This window comes from Bradyrhizobium sp. 33ap4, assembly GCF_032654765.1.
GTDB lineage: Bacteria > Pseudomonadota > Alphaproteobacteria > Rhizobiales > Xanthobacteraceae > Bradyrhizobium > Bradyrhizobium australafricanum.
The window spans coordinates 161,463-178,342 of sequence record NZ_JAUMTJ010000008.1 but is presented as its reverse complement, the minus strand read 5'-3'; the positions used below and the strand labels follow the sequence as shown (position 1 = coordinate 178,342).

Annotated in this window: 16 protein-coding genes and 1 pseudogene; 7 read left to right on the top strand and 10 right to left on the bottom strand. The window is 65.8% G+C overall.

Features of this window, described 5'->3' with window-relative positions; translation table 11 throughout:
• The gene (locus tag Q2M23_RS08835; RefSeq protein ID WP_316395336.1) at nucleotides 1-1,047 is read right to left on the bottom strand and encodes a xanthine dehydrogenase family protein subunit M; all 1,047 of its coding nucleotides are present in this window, start codon (nucleotides 1,045-1,047) and stop codon (nucleotides 1-3) included.
• Entirely contained in the window at nucleotides 1,044-1,541 is a 498-nt protein-coding gene (locus tag Q2M23_RS08830) for a (2Fe-2S)-binding protein (protein ID WP_057015174.1), read from the bottom strand. Before Q2M23_RS08830 ends, Q2M23_RS08835 begins: the two co-directional genes overlap by 4 nt.
• Nucleotides 1,542-1,693: 152 nt before the next feature.
• On the opposite strand from Q2M23_RS08830, the gene Q2M23_RS08825 reads away from it, so the two are divergent.
• Complete coding sequence (locus Q2M23_RS08825) at nucleotides 1,694-2,326, top strand: TetR/AcrR family transcriptional regulator (protein ID WP_076824361.1); 633 nt, start codon at nucleotides 1,694-1,696, stop codon at nucleotides 2,324-2,326.
• Between the two features lie 119 nt (nucleotides 2,327-2,445).
• Here the strand turns inward: Q2M23_RS08825 and Q2M23_RS08820 are convergent, their stop codons facing one another.
• From Q2M23_RS08820 to Q2M23_RS08805, 4 genes are all read right to left on the bottom strand, one after another.
• Nucleotides 2,446-3,045, bottom strand: coding sequence for a hypothetical protein (locus Q2M23_RS08820; protein WP_253625707.1), 600 nt, complete (start codon nucleotides 3,043-3,045; stop codon nucleotides 2,446-2,448).
• Between the two features lie 52 nt (nucleotides 3,046-3,097).
• A complete protein-coding gene (locus tag Q2M23_RS08815) occupies nucleotides 3,098-3,286 on the bottom strand; it encodes a hypothetical protein (RefSeq protein WP_057015177.1) in 189 nt (62 codons plus the stop codon).
• Between the two features lie 36 nt (nucleotides 3,287-3,322).
• A complete protein-coding gene (locus tag Q2M23_RS08810) occupies nucleotides 3,323-3,766 on the bottom strand; it encodes a hypothetical protein (RefSeq protein ID WP_253607315.1) in 444 nt (147 codons plus the stop codon).
• A gap of 373 nt (nucleotides 3,767-4,139) precedes the next feature.
• Nucleotides 4,140-4,493 carry a hypothetical protein gene (locus Q2M23_RS08805; protein ID WP_057015179.1) on the bottom strand — a complete coding sequence of 118 codons (354 nt, stop codon included), beginning with the start codon at nucleotides 4,491-4,493 and terminating at the stop codon, nucleotides 4,140-4,142.
• Between the two features lie 146 nt (nucleotides 4,494-4,639).
• Here Q2M23_RS08805 and Q2M23_RS08800 point away from each other — a divergent pair, with 146 nt between their 5' ends.
• Both Q2M23_RS08800 and Q2M23_RS08795 read left to right on the top strand, forming a co-directional pair.
• Entirely contained in the window at nucleotides 4,640-4,843 is a 204-nt protein-coding gene (locus Q2M23_RS08800) for a hypothetical protein (protein WP_016844551.1), read from the top strand.
• A gap of 384 nt (nucleotides 4,844-5,227) precedes the next feature.
• Nucleotides 5,228-8,363 (top strand): annotated as a pseudogene (locus tag Q2M23_RS08795) (efflux RND transporter permease subunit).
• 23 nt (nucleotides 8,364-8,386) lie between these two features.
• Here Q2M23_RS08795 and Q2M23_RS08790 read toward each other — a convergent pair.
• Together Q2M23_RS08790 and Q2M23_RS08785 are read right to left on the bottom strand one after the other, a co-directional pair.
• Nucleotides 8,387-9,652 carry a D-amino acid dehydrogenase gene (locus Q2M23_RS08790; protein ID WP_316395335.1) on the bottom strand — a complete coding sequence of 422 codons (1,266 nt, stop codon included), beginning with the start codon at nucleotides 9,650-9,652 and terminating at the stop codon, nucleotides 8,387-8,389.
• 106 nt (nucleotides 9,653-9,758) lie between these two features.
• A complete protein-coding gene (locus Q2M23_RS08785; protein ID WP_035631725.1) occupies nucleotides 9,759-11,087 on the bottom strand; it encodes an aspartate aminotransferase family protein in 1,329 nt (442 codons plus the stop codon).
• A gap of 160 nt (nucleotides 11,088-11,247) precedes the next feature.
• Between Q2M23_RS08785 and Q2M23_RS08780 the strand changes: the two genes are divergently transcribed.
• Together Q2M23_RS08780 and Q2M23_RS08775 are read left to right on the top strand one after the other, a co-directional pair.
• A complete protein-coding gene (locus Q2M23_RS08780; RefSeq protein ID WP_018273259.1) occupies nucleotides 11,248-11,796 on the top strand; it encodes a cupin domain-containing protein in 549 nt (182 codons plus the stop codon).
• Between the two features lie 67 nt (nucleotides 11,797-11,863).
• Entirely contained in the window at nucleotides 11,864-13,396 is a 1,533-nt protein-coding gene (locus Q2M23_RS08775; protein WP_316395334.1) for a lysozyme inhibitor LprI family protein, read from the top strand.
• A gap of 302 nt (nucleotides 13,397-13,698) precedes the next feature.
• Here the strand turns inward: Q2M23_RS08775 and Q2M23_RS08770 are convergent, their stop codons facing one another.
• Complete coding sequence (locus tag Q2M23_RS08770) at nucleotides 13,699-14,451, bottom strand: Crp/Fnr family transcriptional regulator (RefSeq protein WP_057015183.1); 753 nt, start codon at nucleotides 14,449-14,451, stop codon at nucleotides 13,699-13,701.
• A gap of 187 nt (nucleotides 14,452-14,638) precedes the next feature.
• Between Q2M23_RS08770 and Q2M23_RS08765 the strand changes: the two genes are divergently transcribed.
• A complete protein-coding gene (locus tag Q2M23_RS08765; protein ID WP_141342804.1) occupies nucleotides 14,639-15,022 on the top strand; it encodes a hypothetical protein in 384 nt (127 codons plus the stop codon).
• A 118-nt stretch (nucleotides 15,023-15,140) separates the two neighbouring features.
• Nucleotides 15,141-15,545 carry a DUF4864 domain-containing protein gene (locus Q2M23_RS08760; protein WP_316395333.1) on the top strand — a complete coding sequence of 135 codons (405 nt, stop codon included), beginning with the start codon at nucleotides 15,141-15,143 and terminating at the stop codon, nucleotides 15,543-15,545.
• Here the strand turns inward: Q2M23_RS08760 and Q2M23_RS08755 are convergent.
• Nucleotides 15,516-16,709: an MFS transporter gene (locus Q2M23_RS08755; protein ID WP_410469704.1), complete on the bottom strand. Its 1,194-nt coding sequence runs from the start codon at nucleotides 16,707-16,709 to the stop codon at nucleotides 15,516-15,518. The genes Q2M23_RS08760 and Q2M23_RS08755 overlap by 30 nt on opposite strands.
• Nucleotides 16,710-16,880: the final 171 nt, after the last annotated feature.

The following is a 16,880-nucleotide window of genomic DNA, read 5'->3' as shown; positions in this document are numbered from 1 at the left end:
TTACGCTCCTGCAACGGATGAGAAGGGAGAGCCCGGCAGCGCGGGAATGCGATCCGGCGTGCCTGCAGCAGCAAGGGTGAGCGCGCGCACGACGATGCGCTGCGCGAGCTCGATCTTGAAGGCGTTGTCGCCGGACGGTTTTGCGCCCGCGAGCGCGGCGCGCGCCGCCTCGCGATAGGTCGCCGCATCCGGCGCGGCGCCCGCGAGCACCTGCTCGGCCTCGCGCGCTCGCCACGGCTTTGCCGCGACGCCGCCGAGCGCCAGCCGCGCCTCGCGGATCTTTCCATCCTCGATGCGCAAGCCGGCCGCGGCCGAGACCACCGCGAACGCGTAGGACGTGCGCTCGCGCACCTTGATGTAGCGGGCATGCCCGGAGAAGCCTTGCGCTTCGGCCGGTAGCCGCAGCGCGACGATCAGGTCGCCGCGCTCCAGCGCGGTCTCGCGCTCCGGCGTCTCGCCCGGCAGACGGTGCAGCGCCTCGAGCGGCAGCTCGCGCCGGCCGGTCTTGCCCTCGATCTCGACGACGGCGTCGAACGCGACCAGCGGCACGCAGAAATCCGACGGATGGGTTGCGATGCAGCCCTCGCTCCAGCCGAGCACCGCGTGCAGGCGGTTCTCGCCCTTCAGCGCGTCGCAGCCGGCGCCCGGCCAGCGCCGGTTGCAGGCGCTGCCGGCGTCGTAGAAATAGGCGCAGCGCGTTCGCTGCATCAGGTTGCCGCCGACGGTCGCGGCATTGCGCAGCTGGGCCGACGCGCCAGACAGCAACGCCTCGGCGACCGCCGGATGGTCGCGCGCAAACTCCGCGTCATGCGCGAGATCGGCATTGCGCACTAGCGCGCCGATCCGCAAGCCGCCGTCGGCCAGATGCTCGATGCGGTCGAGCCCCGGCAGACGCGTGACGTCGACGAGAAGGCTCGGCCGGCTGACGCCGCCCTTCATCAGGTCGAGCAGATTGGTGCCGGAGGCGAAATAGCTCGCGCCCTTCTCGGATGCCGCCGCGATCGCGTCCGCGACGCTGGCCGGCCTGACATAATCGAAGTTCATCATGCGGAGCGCCTCTGCTTGGTCGCGTTGATGTCGGCCTGCGCCTCGAGCACGGCCTCGGTGATTCCTTGATAGGCCCCGCAGCGGCACAGATTGCCGCTCATGCATTCGCGCACGCGCTCCGGATCGTCGCCGGCCTGGCCTTCCTGGATCAGGCCGATGCCGCTCATGATCTGGCCCGGCGTGCAGAAGCCGCACTGGAAGCCGTCATGGGCGATGAAGGCGGCCTGCACCGGATGCAGCTGGTCGCCGCGCGCGACGCCTTCGATGGTTGTGATCTCGGCGCCGTCATGGCTGACGGCAAGCGCGAGGCAGGAATTGATGCGGCGGCCGTCGACCAGGACGGTGCACGCGCCGCACTGGCCGCGGTCGCATCCCTTCTTGGTACCGGTGAGGTCGAGCCGCTCGCGCAACAGGTCGAGCAGGGTTACGCGGGGGTCGTCGAGGGCAATTTCCCGGCGGACACCGTTGATAGTGAGGCTGAGTGGGAGATTCATGCAGGGCTCCGATCCGTGTATGGTCGGTTTGAATCGAGGCAACGGAAGCCCGTGGCCGCCGATGCAGGATCGGCGCGCCTTGTCAGGCCCGTTGCTGGTCGCCATATACGGAGGCATCCTCCGTTTACAAGGGAGGGTGAAAAGAAAAAGCGATGGCCGCTCGATCACCAGAAATTGCACGCAAGCCCCGCGCCGACGCCGTGCGCAATCGCGAGCGCGTGCTGGAAGCGGCCAAGGCCGTGTTCTCGGCCGGCGGCAGCGAGGCGAGTCTCGAGGCGGTGGCGCGCCATGCCGGCGTCGGCATCGGCACGCTCTATCGCCACTTCCCGACGCGCGAAGCGCTCTATGAGGCGGTCTACCGCCGCGAGGTCGAGCAGCTCGGCGATCTGGCCGAGCAACTGCAATGCGCGCCCGAGCCGGTCGAGGCGCTGCGGCGCTGGCTGCGCGCTAACGTGGAATTCGTCGCCACCAAGAAGGGCATGGTCGCAGCACTGGCGCTGGTCGCTCACGGCTCGACCGAGCTGCACGCCTATTCGTTCGACCGCCTGACCAAGGCGATCGGCACCCTGCTCGCGCGCGCGGTCGCGGCCGGTGCGATCCGTGGCGACATCAGCGCCGAGGACGTGCTGCGGGCGCTGATCGGCATGTGCTACATGCACGACCAGCCCGGCTGGCAGACCACTGCGCTCCGGCTGTTGGACGTATTCGTGGACGGCTTGCGGGTGCAGCCGGTCGGCACAACGGCAAAGCCTGCGAAGAAAGCCAACCCAAAGCCGTCGCGCTGACCTTACCCATCGTAGCCCGCATGCGCGCAGCGACATGCGGGACCGACTGCCCCGGATGTCGCGGAGCCTGTCATCGGCGGGCCATCACGCGACCCGTTGGCTCAACGGGCTATGCTTGTTCAGGCCTCCATGTTGAAGAGGATGCCGAGCGGCAGCCGGGGTCCTGCCGGATTGACATGAAGCACCGCATCGATGGTGCGCGCGGCGGGGGATGACGGCTTCATCCAGTCAAGATGACCGGCGAGCCAGGATCGCGGTTCCGCAGCCAGCACGATCGCCGCCCCCCAGTCATCCAGCGGATTGTCGCGGGCCAGCGCCTGCTCGCGGCCGGGAATGGTTGTGCCGGCGGCGCCCATCAGATGATGCAGCACCGCCTTGGCAAGCAGGTCGTCGAAACGTCCGTCATCGACCCGTTCGCTCCCGACCGCATCGATTGCGAACAGCGCGTCGGCTTCGGCGCGACTGACCGAATGTCCGGCGCGACCGGCGGCACAGAGGATGCGCGCACATAGCGCGGCGTCGGCGGCGTCGATCGTTCGCGAGAAATGCGCCCGGCCGGCCACCGTGGGTCCCTCGCCCGCGATGATGTCGCAATACACCAGCGCGAGCGCCGCGGCGCTGCGGGCCGCAGCGTCGGACGTTGACCTCGCGATTTCGGCAACAAGATCCTCCGCGCCGCGAGGCGCATGCGGGGGCAGCTCAAACTCATGGGCACGCATCGATCGCTCTGCTGTTGATTGCCGCCCGCCCCACGATGGCGGCGGCCACCGCTCAAGGACGTCCGGTGCGTGGCCGCAGCCACCGCATGATGATTTCATGCGGTGTTCGACGGCTGCTGCGCGGCAGGTCGTGCCGCTGCAGCGACGCCGTTGCAAAGGCGGCCGCCTGCTCGCTGGATTGCCGTTTCTCGCGCGCCAGCAACATCCATTCGCGGATCACGGCGCGTCGCACCTTGGACATGGTGATTTCCCCTCGCGATAAGCCGCGTTCAGCGCGTCAGGCCGCAAGCTGCAGCGGATGGGCTTGCGACCTCCGTGCCGACAGCGCGCAGCCGTACTGATGCACGATGCCCTGCTCGACGACGAAGCCGCGCCGCTCCAGCGACGCCCGCAGGCTTTGGTTGGCCGAGGGCTTCTGGGCATCGACCCACACCACCAGCACCGCACGGGCGCTAAGGACATTCGTCAACCAGTCCAGCGCCGGCTCGAGCGAGAGAAGCGTGCGCCGCCGCCAATCGACCAGCGCAACGTCGTACTGACCGGCGGGGCGGCCGCAATTGCCCGACGCCGCCGCGCGCGCGTAGCCGCGCCGCTGCAGCTCGAACATCAATTCCATGCTCCTCGTGCCGGCCACGACGATGCGCTGTTGCGTCGTGCAGCCGGCAAGCGCGATCATCGGCTCGATGATCCGGTCGCCGATAGCAATCTGAAGCGAAGACATGACATCACCTTTCGGTTCGCTGCCGCGCTCGCGGCCGAACCTCAACGGTCTGGCCTGCACGCGAGAGCGTCTGCGTCGGGCTCAATATCTTCAGGGCGGGATATGAATTCGAGAGCGCCGCGGGCTCTACGGCATATGAGCCGCATAAGCCCGCGCCGGATGCGATGGCTGCGGTCGCTGAGCACGGTGGCCGCGCAAGTGTGCTAAAGTGCACAGACGATCAGGTTGGCATTCGGTTAGATCGTCGCATTGCCAAGCCTGGTACATACATATCTGTTCATATTCGCGATCCAGCCCGGCCATCGCGCCGGGCTCTTTCGTCGCCGAACGCGACCGTAATGAAAAACCCCGCGCTGAGGCGAGGCTTTCGCGATCATCGCGGATTGGTCCGCGTTCCGCTGTTGTTGCCGGGAAGGTTTGAGGTCCCGGTCCCGGTCGCGGAATTGTTGTTTGGGTCGGTCCAGTAGTTCGGCGTCGAGGTGCCTGGGTTGTTCATGTTCCCGGTCGTGCTGCCGGGCGGATTGCTCATTCCCGAGCCGGTTCCCATCCCGGTGGTGCCGCCGGTGCCGGTTCCTGTGCCGGAGCTTCCGGTCCCCGCGCCTGCACTCGCACCGCCGGCCGATCCGCCACCGGCGCCGCCCCCACCGCCGCCGCCACCCTGCGCGAAGGCGAGCGATGTCGACAGCATCACGGCCGCAGCCAATCCGATCGTTGCCAGTTTCTTCATGTGAGGTCCTTTCCTGGTTCGACCGGAAGCAACGTGGACCGCAAGGCGCACGTTCCTGCACGGCGGGACACACATCCGGCGCGGGCTCGCGAGGAACATGATGCTGGCTGTCCTGTTGAGCGGAATAGCGTTCCCGGAGGTGCGCGATGAAGACGCTTCAAATGCAGCACGAGATCACGGCCGAGCTGGAAAGACGATCCGGTGTCACTGGCCTGAAGCTGATCCGGCTCAAGGGCTATACGCCGAGCTGGGATCTCGGCGGCACCCGCGAGACCGCCCTGGACGAGGCGAAGGAAAAGGAACTTCGCGACATCGTGACCAGGATGCAGGACGAGTTCGACATCGCCTAGGACCGCTGCACGAGCAAGTTGCATTGGACAAGCCGCGGCTGAACAATCATAACGCCCCCTCGTGGCGTCGAGCCAACCGCGCGCGCAATAATATGTCGTCCCACGACATATTCTGCGCCAGCGACATTTTTGACGCTTCCCAAACGGCGATAACGGCACGCGAATTCCGGCCATTGAACGAACGTCGAATGTGCGATCCGACGTTTCCATTCGCGCGGCATGCCCCGGAATGATTATGCTGGCAAAAAACAGGTAGACGCGGAGGCAGCTCCGCGATCTGCCGATTGGCCATGGCGAGGAAAACGCGCGTTCGCGCTCGAGCTTTCGAGGACGACTCCCGACCTTCGGGAAAAGATGCGCCTGCCGTTCATTTGGATCGCAGAAATGAACGAGAGCATCTCATCTCGGTTTATCCGCTACCCGATCGGCACCTCGCTGCTGATGGCCGGCATTCTGTTCGTCGGAATGGTCGCCTATCCCCTGTTGCCGGTCGCGCCGCTGCCGCAAGTCGACTTTCCGACCATCCAGATCTCCGCAAGTCTGCCCGGCGCCAGCCCGGAGACCATGGCCTCCTCGGTTGCGCAGCCGCTGGAGCGGCAATTCGCGCAGATTCCGGGCATTGCCCAGATGACCTCGACGAGTTCGCTCGGGTCGACCGCAGTCACCATTCAGTTCGATCTGAACCGCAGCATCGACGGCGCCGCCAATGACATCCAGGCGGCGATGAATGCCGCAGGTGGCCAGTTGCCCAAGAACCTGCCGACGCCGCCGACCTATCGCAAGGTCAACCCGGCGGACTCGCCGATCCTGCTGCTGTCGGCGACCTCGGACACCCTGCCCCTCATCACCGTGAGCGACGCGGTCGACGCCCAGCTCGGGCAGCAGATCAGTCAGATCTCGGGCGTCGCCCAGGTGTTCATCGGCGGGCAGCAGAAGCCTTCGATCCGCGTGCAGATCGATCCCGCCAAGCTGGTCGCCAAGGGGCGCTCGCTGGAAGATATCCGCGGCCAGGTCGCGATCACGACGGTCGACAGTCCGAAGGGCAACATCGACGGCACGAGCCGTGCCTACACGATCTACGCCAACGATCAGTTGCTGGATGCCAAGGACTGGAATGGCGTGATCATCGCCTACCGCAACGGCGGCCCGTTGCGGATTCGCGACATCGGCCAGGCCGTCGCCGGGTCGGAGGACATGAAGCGGGTCGCCTGGGCGGACGGCAAACGCGGCGTGTTCCTCGTCATCTTCAAGCAACCCGGCGCCAACGTCATCGGAACGGTCGACAGGATCAAGGAGCAGCTTCCAAGGCTCGTCGCCGCGATTCCGCCCGCCATCAAGATCAAGATCATCAGCGACCGGACATTGACGATCCGCGCCGCGGTCGAGGACGTGCAGATCACGCTGCTCATCACCATCGTTCTGGTCGTCATGGTAATCTTCCTGTTCCTGCGCAGCTTCTGGGCGACGGTGATTCCCGCCGTGACCGTGCCGCTCGCGCTGCTCGGCGCCTGCGCGCTGATGTGGGTGTTCGGCTACACGCTCGACAACCTTTCGCTGATGGCACTGACGATCGCCGTCGGCTTCGTGGTCGACGATGCCATCGTGATGCTGGAAAACATCACGCGATACGTCGAGCAGGGCGCGCTGCCGCTCGCCGCGGCATTGCAGGGCGCCGGCGAGATCGGGTTTACCATCCTGTCCATCAGTATCTCGTTGATCGCGGTGCTGATCCCGCTGCTGCTGATGGGTGGCGTGATCGGCCGACTGTTCCGCGAATTCGCGGTGACCCTGGCGATGGCGATCTTCGTCTCCCTGGTGGTGTCGCTGACGCTGACGCCGATGATGGCATCGCGCTTCCTGCGCGCGCATGGCGAAACCAGGCACGGCCGGCTCTACCAATGGAGCGAGGCGGCATTCGACAGGATGCTGCATGCCTATGAGCGAGGGCTTGATCGGGCGCTGAGCTGGAGCCGGACCACGCTCTGCATCTTCTTCGCGACGGTCGCACTGTCGGTCTATCTGTTCCTGATCATTCCGAAGGGATTCTTCCCGCAACAGGACAATGGCTTCCTGAACGCGGTGTCGGAGATGGCCCAGGATATCTCTTTCGCCGACATGGAGCAGCACCAGGAAGAACTCAGCAGGATCGTTCGGGCCGATCCCGCGGTGGAGAGCATGGCCGAGTTCATCGGCGGCGGCGGCACCGCGCTGAATTCGGGTCGCATGTACATCACGCTGAAGCCGCGCGAGGAGCGCGACGCGAATGCGCAGCAGATCATCGCGCGGCTGCGGCCGAAGCTCGAGGCGGTCGAGGGAGCACGTCTCTACATGCAGGCGTCCCAGGACGTCCGGCTGGGCGGCCGCGCCACGCGGACGCAGTTCGAATACACGCTGCAGGATGCAAAGCTCGACGAGCTGAACGAATGGGCGCCGAAGATTCTGGCCAGGATGAAGACGCTACCGGAACTGCGCGACGTCGCCACCGACCAGCAGACCGAGGGAACGACGCTGACGCTGACCATCGATCGCGACACCGCGTCGCGCTTCGGTATCCAGCCGCAATTGATCGACGACACGCTGTACGACGCGTTCGGCCAGCGCCAGGTGACCCAATACTTCACCCAGCTCAACAGCTATCACGTCATCCTGGAGATCCTCCCCGAATTGCAGGGCAAGCTCGACACGCTCAACAAGCTCTACATCAAGTCGCCGACCACGGGGGACGAGGTGCCGCTCTCCGTGTTCTGCAAGTGGACCACTATTCCGGTGCGCCCGCTCGCGATCGCGCACCAGGGACAGTTTCCTGCGACCACGATCAGGTTCAACCTCGCGCAAGGGGTGGCGCTCGGCCAGGCCACCGATGCGATCCAGAACGCCGTCGCCGATCTCGGTGCTCCAGCCACGCTCAGCTCGAGTTTCCAGGGCACCGCGCAGGCCTTCCAGCAGTCACTGAGCTCGGTGCCGCTGCTGATCCTGGCCGCGCTGGTCGTGGTCTACCTGATCCTCGGCGTGCTCTATGAGAGCTACATCCATCCGCTCACGATCCTGTCCACGCTGCCATCGGCCGGGGGTCGGCGCGCTGGCGATCCTGATGGCGTTCGGGTTCGATTTCAGCCTGATCGCGCTGATCGGCATCATCCTCCTGATCGGGATCGTGAAGAAGAACGGCATCATGATGGTCGACTTCGCGATCGCCGCCGAACGCGAGGAGCATCGGTCGCCGCGTGAATCGATCCGGAAAGCGGCCCTGCTGCGCTTCCGCCCGATCGTGATGACGACGATGGCGGCGCTGCTCGGCGGCGTCCCGCTGATGCTGGGCACCGGAACGGGATCGCAAATCCGTCAGCCGCTCGGCTATGCGATGGTCGGCGGCCTGATCGTGAGCCAGGCGCTCACGCTGTTCACGACGCCGGTCGTGTATCTCTATCTCGACCGATTCTCGAATGCGCTGTCGAGCTGGACGGCAACGAAGCGCGACGACGATGTCGAACCGTCCGTGACCAGGAACGCCGCCGAATAGTGACTCGCGTGCGGCAATGGGGCTTACCCGAACCTGACATCGTAGCGCTTGATCGACAGCTCCTTGGTGTCGATCTCGGGCTTCTTCCCCGAGAGCATGTCCGCCAGCACCCGGCCCGAGCCGCAGGCCATGGTCCAGCCGAGCGTGCCATGACCGGTGTTGAGGTGCAGATTGGCAAAGCGCGTGGCGCCGATCACCGGCGGGCCGTCCGGCGTCATCGGGCGCAGCCCGCACCAGAAGGTGGCCCTGGGAAGGTCGCCGCCGCGCGGAAACAGGTCGGTCAGCGAATGATCCAGCGTCGCGCGCCGCGCGGCGTAGAGCTTGGTCGAATAGCCCGAGATCTCGGCGGTGCCGCCGACCCGGATGCGATCGCCGAGCCGGGTGATCGCGACCTTGTAGCTCTCGTCCATCACGGTCGATTCAGGCGCGCCGGACGCGTCCCTGATCGGCACGGTGATCGAGTAGCCCTTGACCGGATAGACCGGCAGCGAGATGCCGAGCGGCCGCAGCAGGATCGGCGAATAGCTGCCGAGCGCCAGCACATAGGCGTCCGCCGTCATCATCCCGGCGCTGGTCGCGACGCCGGTGATCCGGGTCGCGTCCGCATTCAGTCCGTCGATGCCGACATTGAAGTTGAAGCGAACGCCGAGCTTCTCGGCTTCCAGCACCAGGGCCTGCGTGAACATGTGGCAGTCGCCGGTCTCATCACGCGGCAGCCGCAGCCCGCCGGCGAACTTTTCCTTCACGCCGGCCAGCGCGGGCTCGGCGGCGATGCAGCCCTCGCGGCCGAGCACCTCGAACGGCACGCCGTACTGCTTCAGCACCGCGATGTCGTCGCCGGTGTGATCGAGCTGGGCCTGCTCGCGAAACAGCTGCAGCGTGCCGCGCGCACGCTCGTCATAGCGGATGCCGATCTCGGTGCGCAGCGCCTGCAGGCAGTCGCGGCTGTATTCCGCGATCGGGATCATCCGGCTCTTGTTCACCGCGTAGCGCGCAGTCGTGCAGTTGCGCAGCATCTTCAAGAGCCAGAGCCACATCACAGGATCGAGCTTGGGGCGGATCACCAGCGGGCCGTGCTTCATCAACAGCCACTTCACCGCCTTGACCGGCACGCCGGGGCCGGCCCACGGCGATGAGTATCCGGGCGACACTTCGCCGGCATTGGCAAAGGAGGTTTCCAGCGCGGGCTTCGGCTGACGGTCGATCACCGTCACCTCGTGGCCTGCGCGTGCAAGGTAATAGGCAGAGGTGACGCCGATCACGCCACTGCCGAGAACAAGGACCTTCACTTTTCCTCACATCCTGCAGCGAAAACGCAATCGCCGCTGCGAAACCAGTCTGCTTCGCAACGGCGACAGCAATTTGTGGAGCTAGCTAATATCTAGCTAGCAATTATCAGGCCACGCGCTTGATGGAGTCGCCGAGGATCGAGACGATGTCGTCGATGTGCGACTTCTCAACGATCAAAGGCGGCGACAACGCCAGCGAGTCGCCGCTCATGCGGAAGTAGAGGCCGCGGTTGAAGCAATCGACCATGATGTCGTAGCCGCGCGCGCCGACGACACCATCGCGCGGCGCGACTTCGACCGCACCCATCAGGCCCTGGTTGCGGATGTCGACCACGTTCGGCAGGCCCTTCAGCGAATGCAGGGCATCGCGCCAGTAGTCGGCGAGCGAGGCGCCGCGGGTCAGCAGAGCTTCGTCCTTGTAGATGTCGAGCGTGGCAAGACCCGCCGCGCAGGCCACCGGATGCGCCGAATAGGTGTAGCCGTGGAACAGCTCCATGGCGTTGTCCGGGCCGACCATCAGCCCGTCGTGGATCTGACGGCTGGTGAACACCGCGCCGCACGGCACGGTGCCGTTGGTGATACCCTTCGCGGTCGTCATCATGTCGGGCGTCACGCCGTAGAAGTTGGCGGCGAACGGGGTGCCGAGGCGGCCGAAGCCGGTGATGACCTCGTCGAAGATCAGCAGGATGCCGTGCTTGGTGCAGAGCTCGCGCAGGCGCTGCAGATAGCCCTTCGGCGCCGGCAGCACCGCGGTCGAACCCGGCACCGGCTCGACGATCACCGCCGCGATGGTGTCGGCGCCATGCAGCGCCACCATCCGCTCGACATCGTCGGCGAGTTCGGCGCCGTGCTCCGGCTGATCCTTGGCGAAGGCGTTGCGGGCGAGATCGTGGGTATGACGGATGTGGTCGACGCCGGGCAGATGGGTCGCGAACTGGCGGCGGTTGGCGACCATGCCGCCGACCGACATGCCGCCGAAGCCGACGCCGTGATAGCCGCGCTCGCGGCCGATCAAGCGGGTGCGGCTCGGCTGGCCGGCGGCACGATGATAGGCCAGCGCGATCTTCAGCGCGGTATCGACCGATTCAGAGCCCGAATTGGTGAAGAAGACGCGATCCAGCCCCTTCGGGGCGATCTCGGCGAGCCGCTCGGCGAAATCGAACGCCAGCGGGTGGCCCATGTTGAACGAGGGCGCGAAGTCCAGGGTCGACAGCTGCCGCTCGACCGCGGCCGCGATCTGCGGGCGGCCGTGACCGGCGTTGACGCACCACAGACCGGCGGAGCCGTCGATCACCTGCCGGCCGTCGACCGAGGTGTAGTACATGCCCTTGGCGGAGGAGAACAGCCGCGGCGCCTTCTTGAACTGCCGGTTGGCCGTGAACGGCATCCAAAACGAGTCGGTCTTGATGGTGTTCGGAATCTGATGAACGGTCACGGCGGCGCTCCATTGCTGACTGATGCTAGTCGGACCACTCTTCCAGGCACTCAACAAGTCCTTTTCTGCCGCACCGCAAGCCATTGATCTTGTTGAGGCGGTCTGCCAAGGTTTGTTCGATCCGCAACACCTGCAACAGGGATTTGCCAAGGGGACTGCCATGAGCGTCGACATCGGCGGTCGGCTTCGATTCATCCGCGCGCGCCACAAGCTGTCGCAGCGCGAGCTCGCCAAACGCTCCGGCGTGACCAATTCGACGATTTCGCTGATCGAATCCAACCAGATGAACCCGTCGGTCGGCGCCCTCAAGCGCATCCTCGACGGGATCCCGATGGGGCTCGCCGAATTCTTCGCGATCGAGCCGGAGCGGCCGCGCAAGGCGTTCTATCGCGCCGACGAACTGACCGAGATCGGCAAGAAGCCGATCTCCTATCTGCAAATCGGCGACAGTCTGTTCGGCCGGGCGTTGCAGATCCTGAAGGAGCGCTACGAGCCCGGCAGCGACACCGGCCGCGTGCCGCTGGTGCATGAGGGCGAGGAAGGCGGCATCGTGGTCTCGGGCCGGCTCGAGGTCACGGTCGACGACGAGCGGCGGGTGCTCAACGCCGGCGACGCCTATTACTTCGAAAGCCGCCGCCCGCACCGCTTCCGCTGCATCGGCGCCAAGCCGTGCGAAGTGATCTCGGCCTGCACGCCGCCGACATTTTGAACCCGGCGCGCGCGGCGGGCGACCCAAGCCGCAGGGGCCGCATGGCGCGGCCGTGCGGGTGACGTCGATGCCTTGCTCTCCACGGTTTGCGGCCGCCGTCGCGGCCATCGCGGTCCTTGCATCCGGCCCGTCCGTTGCGTTGGACGATGATCTGCGGGCATCAAGCAGCGGGCCGACCGCGATCAGGCTGTGCGGCGATAGCGGCGACAGCACGATCAAGACCGCGGACTGCAGGAAGGCCGGCACCGACAGGCTGGTGACGCAGATCGACAGGGCGTTCGACGTGGCGCTCGGCAAGATCCCGGCGAACGTCAAGCCGCTCTTGAAGCGCGACCAGGCCTGGTTCAACGAGATGATCATCGACGCCGCCGAGGTGCTGGCCGATAGCGACGCGGACGAATTGAAGGAGAGCTTTGCGGAAGCCCTGCGGCGCCGCGCCGCCGCACTTGAGGGAATGGCATCCGGCCGTTCCGGCATCGCCGGCAACTGGGTCAATGCTTTCGGCAACATCACGCTGACGCCTGCCGACGGCGGCGCCTATCGCCTCGCCGCCGATCTGCGCGGCGACTATGGCGGCGACCGCAGGCGAAGCTGCAAGCTCACCGCCGACCTGAAGCCTGCGGGGAGTGGCTGGCTCGCCGGCACCGTGGTGATCAATACGGACACGGCGGCCGACAAGCCGAAAGCCGACGCTGCGGCCGCTCCCGCCAGGCCGCCGTCACTCAAACTCCGCCGCCAGGGCGAGACCTTGCGGATCGTCGGCAGCATCGACGACGAGGAGTGGGACGGCTTCGCCGACTGCTCGTCGATGTGGCAGGTCACCGGCAGCTATTTTGCCGCCGGCAAGGATACGGCATCCGACCGGGCGGACACCGCCTTCGTCGTCCCGACCTTCGACTGCACCAGGCCGGAGACGGCGACCGACGAGGAAATCTGCGCCGACCCTGATCTGGCCGACAACGACCGGCGGCTGAACCGCGCCTGGAAGGCATTGCAGCCGCACCTCGACGAGGCGACGCGGCGCGCGCTGATCGACGATCAGCGCAGCTGGGTGAAGAGCCAGACGCAGCAATATCCCGAATTCCTGCACCCGGCCTGGAACAAGCAGAGCTCCCAGGTTCACTTCACCGTCGATGGGCGCGACCACGTCGACGAATTGCAGCGCGAACGCCTTGCGCTGCTCGAAGGCTTTGACGACAAGCGCAGCGGGCTTGCCGGCATCTGGCTCGCTCATAACGCCATCATCAAGATCACCACCGAGAGCAACGGTACCTTGAAGGCGACCGGATGGAAGTGGGACCAGGGCGACTGGAAGGCCGGCTGCGACTACGAGATGACGGGCAAGATCGTCGGCGGCACGTTCCGCTCCGACGAGCAGCGCAAGAACCCCGACACGCTCGAGCGCGACCACGCCATGCTGATCGTCAACCGGCAGGACGATCTGTTCGCGAAGAAGCGCTACTCGAACAAGGACGGCACCGAGAGCAAGGACGCCGACGAAGCGAAATGCAAGCGCCGGCTCGACAACTCCTCGACCGCGCGGCTGTTTCCCGCCCGCCCCTCGCCGGACATCGATAATTTCAAGGGCTCGATCAGATAGAGCGTCTTCAGGCGAAGTGGATACCGGTTCGCGTGACGAAAACGCGTCAAGACAACGATCCAGAGAGCCATTCCGATTCAATCGGACCGGAATGGCTCTGATCACACGACAGTATCACAGATCGCGCGTCTGCCGGTCGCCCCACGCAATGACGGCGGCAATGGTGGCGAACATCGCTGTGACCGCGATCATGACGAGGATGGTGTCGAGAGGCATGGGTCGTCTCCTGCATGTGATGGAGAGACCTAGCGCGCCTGCGCGCGCATCGCCTTGTGCTGGATCAAAAAGCCGACGCCGAAGCGTCAACTCGCGCCGCTCAGCTTAAGCCGTTCGAGGTCGAGCAGCCGCACGCCATCGGGCACGATCAACACCACCTTCTCGCGCGCAAGGCGGGTCAGCGTGCGGCTCACCGTCTCGATGGTGAGACCGAGATAGTCGGCGATGTCCTGCCGGCTCATCGGCAGCGGCACGGTAACGGACACGCTTCCGATCCGGGCGTATCGCGTCTGCATGTGGAGCAAGAATGCAGCGATCTTTTCCTCGGCACTGCGCCGTCCGAGCAGCAACATCTGGTCCTGCGCCAGGCTCAACTCGTGCCCCGCGAACTCATGCAGGCGGCGCAACAGATGCGGCTTGCCGTCGACATAGGCGAGGAACGCCGATCGCACGAAACGGCAAACCGCGACGTCGTTGACCGCCTCCGCGGTGACGCCGTAGCGGTCCTGAAGCGCAAGTCCGAGGAAGTCGCCCGGCAGCGCGAAACCCACGATCTGGCGGCGGCCGTCGGGCAATGATTTGTAGAGCCGCACGACCCCGTCGGTGACATTGAACACGCTGCCCGCCAGCGCACTCTGCTCGAACAGCGTCGTTCGTGCCGGAACCTGCTTTGCCTGGCTGATCCGGTCGAGCTCCTCGAGTTCGGACGGCTCCAGCGCAGCGCAGACGCTGAACAGCCTGACCTTGCAGTCCTCGCAACCATTCGTGGCGCGGCCGTGCCTGCAGTCGGAACGCGTCGCGCCTGCACAGGAATCCTGCAGTGGCTCGGCAATGCTCATGGCTTCGGGTGTCCGCTTGGTTGGGTGCGTGGCACTATCAACCCCGATTTGATCTGGATCAACCGCCGGCGGCATTGATGCAGATCAATGCTGCGCCGCGCTTTCCCCAGCAGTTTCGCCATCATCGGGGAATCCGGCGATGAACGAGCAATTCCAGGCACTTCCGATCGACCATCAGCATGCGATCGTGGCCTATCCGCTGGTGTTCATGCATGATGCCAGTATTACCACGGATCAGTGGCTGCGGTTCGTGCGCCGGCGCTGCCGCGGCAGCTCGCCCGAGACCGGGCTGATCGCGATTCGCGATCGCCGCGGCGTGATCCATGCCCTGTTCAGTTACCGCATCGACAACGACCTGCGCGTCCGCAAGCGGCTCAGCATCGGCGACCTGATCGTCGCGCATCTGCCCGGCTCGCGCATCGACGACGCGGTGTCGAACGTCATCGCCGAGGTTTCGGCGCAATACGGTTGCCAGATCGTCACCATCGAGCAGCCATTCGCAACGCGTCATGCGCGGCACGCCGGATGCCCGACTGCCGAGGCGCTGCGGCACCATCGGCGCGTCAACTGACATCGCGCTGCGTGGCCGTTCGGAGCCAGCCGCCGAATGCGCCTGCTCCGTTGCCGCCGTGGTCGTGCGGGAGTAGCCTTGCGGCGGCTGGAAGGTCGACTGTCGACGGTGCCACCGCATGCGCATCATCCTGATGTTCGTCGCTATTCTGCTCGGCTCGCTCGCTCCCGCAGCGGCCGACGACGTCGGCGCCGCGCAGGCCGTGATCCGCGCGCAGGAGCAGGCGTTCGGCCGCGACGACGCCGCGGCGGCCTATTCGCATGCCGCGCCGGCGATCCGGCAGATCTTTCCGCAAGCCGACATCTTCATGTCGATGGTGCAGAACCAATACGCGCCGGTCTATCGGCACAGGAGCTTCGAGTTCGGCGAGGCGCGCAGCGACGGCGACCGGATCGCGCAGCGCGTCCATATCGTCGACGCCAATGGCGAGGCGTGGGAGGCGCTCTACACGCTGGAGCGGCAGGCCGACGGCAGCCTGAAGATCACCGGCTGCTCATTGCTCAGGGCCGGCCAGTCGGTGTGATCGAGAATTACGCAGCGCCACCCGCTGCCGCGAGCGCATCATGAGCAGCAGGATGATGCTGACATTGAGCAGGTTCCAGGCGAGGCCGTTGGCGAAGGCGGCGGCATAAGAGCCGGTGGCGTCGAAGATCACGCCCGAAATCCAGCCGCCAAAGGACATACCGAACACCGAGGCGAAGATCACGATGCCGATCCGCGTCGCGGCCTCCGACGCCGGCATCGCCTCGCGCACGATGATCGCGTAGCTCGGCACGATGCCGCCCTGGAACAGGCCGAACATCGCCGAGATGATGTAGAGCGAGGTCAGGCTGTCGAAGAACAGATAGAACAACAGCGCCGCGCCTTGCGCGATCGAGCCGATCAGCAGGGTGCGGATGCCGCCGATCCGGTCGGCGAGGAAGCCGGAGCCGATCCGGCTGATGATGCCGAAGCCGAGCATCAGCGACAGCATCTCGGCGCCGCGCGCCACGCCGTAGCCGAGATCGCCGCAATAGGCGACGATATGGACCTGCGGCATCGACATCGCCACGCAGCAGGAAATCGACGCGAGCGACAGTATCGCGGTCAGCGCGTTGGTGGAAAGCTTGAGGTCGACCCGGGGTGGCGCCGCGTTGCCATGGCTGCGCCTGGTCGCCGCGCCCATCAACACGCGCAGCACCATGAGTGCCAGCAACATCGCGATCGCGGTGAAGATGCCGATTGCAATATGGGTGGTGCGCCAGCCCACACTCTGCATGCCGAAATTGACCAGCGGCGGCCACACCGTACCGCCGACGTAATTGCCGCTCGCGGCGATCGCGACCGCGAGGCCGCGGTAGCGCTCGAACCAGTGCGACGCCTCCGCCATCAACGGGCCGAAGGTCGCCGCCGACGACAGGCCGATGGCAAAATGCAGCAGGATGAAGGCCCAGATCGACGGCGCGTAGCCGGCGCCGACATAGCCGAGGCCGAGGATGCCGATCCCGGCGCCGATCGCCGCGACGATGCCGTAGCGGTCGCTGATCTTGCCGGTCACGACCTGGCCGAGGCCGAAGCCGAGCATCACCATGGTGAAGGCGAGCGAGGCCGTTCCGCGGGTCGCGCCGAAGTCGGTCTGCACCACCGGCAACGCCACCACGACCGACCACATGCCGACGCTGCCGAGCGAGCCGATCACCACGGCCACGACAAGGCGCAGCCATGCCCGGCGCGAGTCGGGAATGAACGTAGCGACTTCAGGGGAAAATTCAGAAGAAATTACCACGGCAGGCGGAACTTCGTCGGCATTTGCCTCCGGGTCAAGCCACATTGCCGAGAGATTAGGCATGCGCCAGCAAGGGGACGCCGCCCCTTGAAA

Excerpts from the sequence above, each read along its gene's own strand:
- Q2M23_RS08830 (WP_057015174.1), bottom strand. The coding sequence starts at position 1,541 with ATGAATCTCCCACTCAGCCTCACTATCAACGGTGTCCGCCGGGAAATT.
- Q2M23_RS08810 (WP_253607315.1), bottom strand. The coding sequence starts at position 3,766 with ATGTCTTCGCTTCAGATTGCTATCGGCGACCGGATCATCGAGCCGATG.
- Q2M23_RS08815 (WP_057015177.1), bottom strand. The coding sequence starts at position 3,286 with ATGTCCAAGGTGCGACGCGCCGTGATCCGCGAATGGATGTTGCTGGCG.
- Q2M23_RS08820 (WP_253625707.1), bottom strand. The coding sequence starts at position 3,045 with ATGCGTGCCCATGAGTTTGAGCTGCCCCCGCATGCGCCTCGCGGCGCG.
- Q2M23_RS08800 (WP_016844551.1), top strand. The coding sequence starts at position 4,640 with ATGAAGACGCTTCAAATGCAGCACGAGATCACGGCCGAGCTGGAAAGA.
- Q2M23_RS08835 (WP_316395336.1), bottom strand. The coding sequence starts at position 1,047 with ATGATGAACTTCGATTATGTCAGGCCGGCCAGCGTCGCGGACGCGATC.
- Q2M23_RS08780 (WP_018273259.1), top strand. The coding sequence starts at position 11,248 with ATGAGCGTCGACATCGGCGGTCGGCTTCGATTCATCCGCGCGCGCCAC.
- Q2M23_RS08805 (WP_057015179.1), bottom strand. The coding sequence starts at position 4,493 with ATGAAGAAACTGGCAACGATCGGATTGGCTGCGGCCGTGATGCTGTCG.
- Q2M23_RS08770 (WP_057015183.1), bottom strand. The coding sequence starts at position 14,451 with ATGAGCATTGCCGAGCCACTGCAGGATTCCTGTGCAGGCGCGACGCGT.
- Q2M23_RS08775 (WP_316395334.1), top strand. The coding sequence starts at position 11,864 with ATGCCTTGCTCTCCACGGTTTGCGGCCGCCGTCGCGGCCATCGCGGTC.
- Q2M23_RS08760 (WP_316395333.1), top strand. The coding sequence starts at position 15,141 with ATGCGCATCATCCTGATGTTCGTCGCTATTCTGCTCGGCTCGCTCGCT.
- Q2M23_RS08825 (WP_076824361.1), top strand. The coding sequence starts at position 1,694 with ATGGCCGCTCGATCACCAGAAATTGCACGCAAGCCCCGCGCCGACGCC.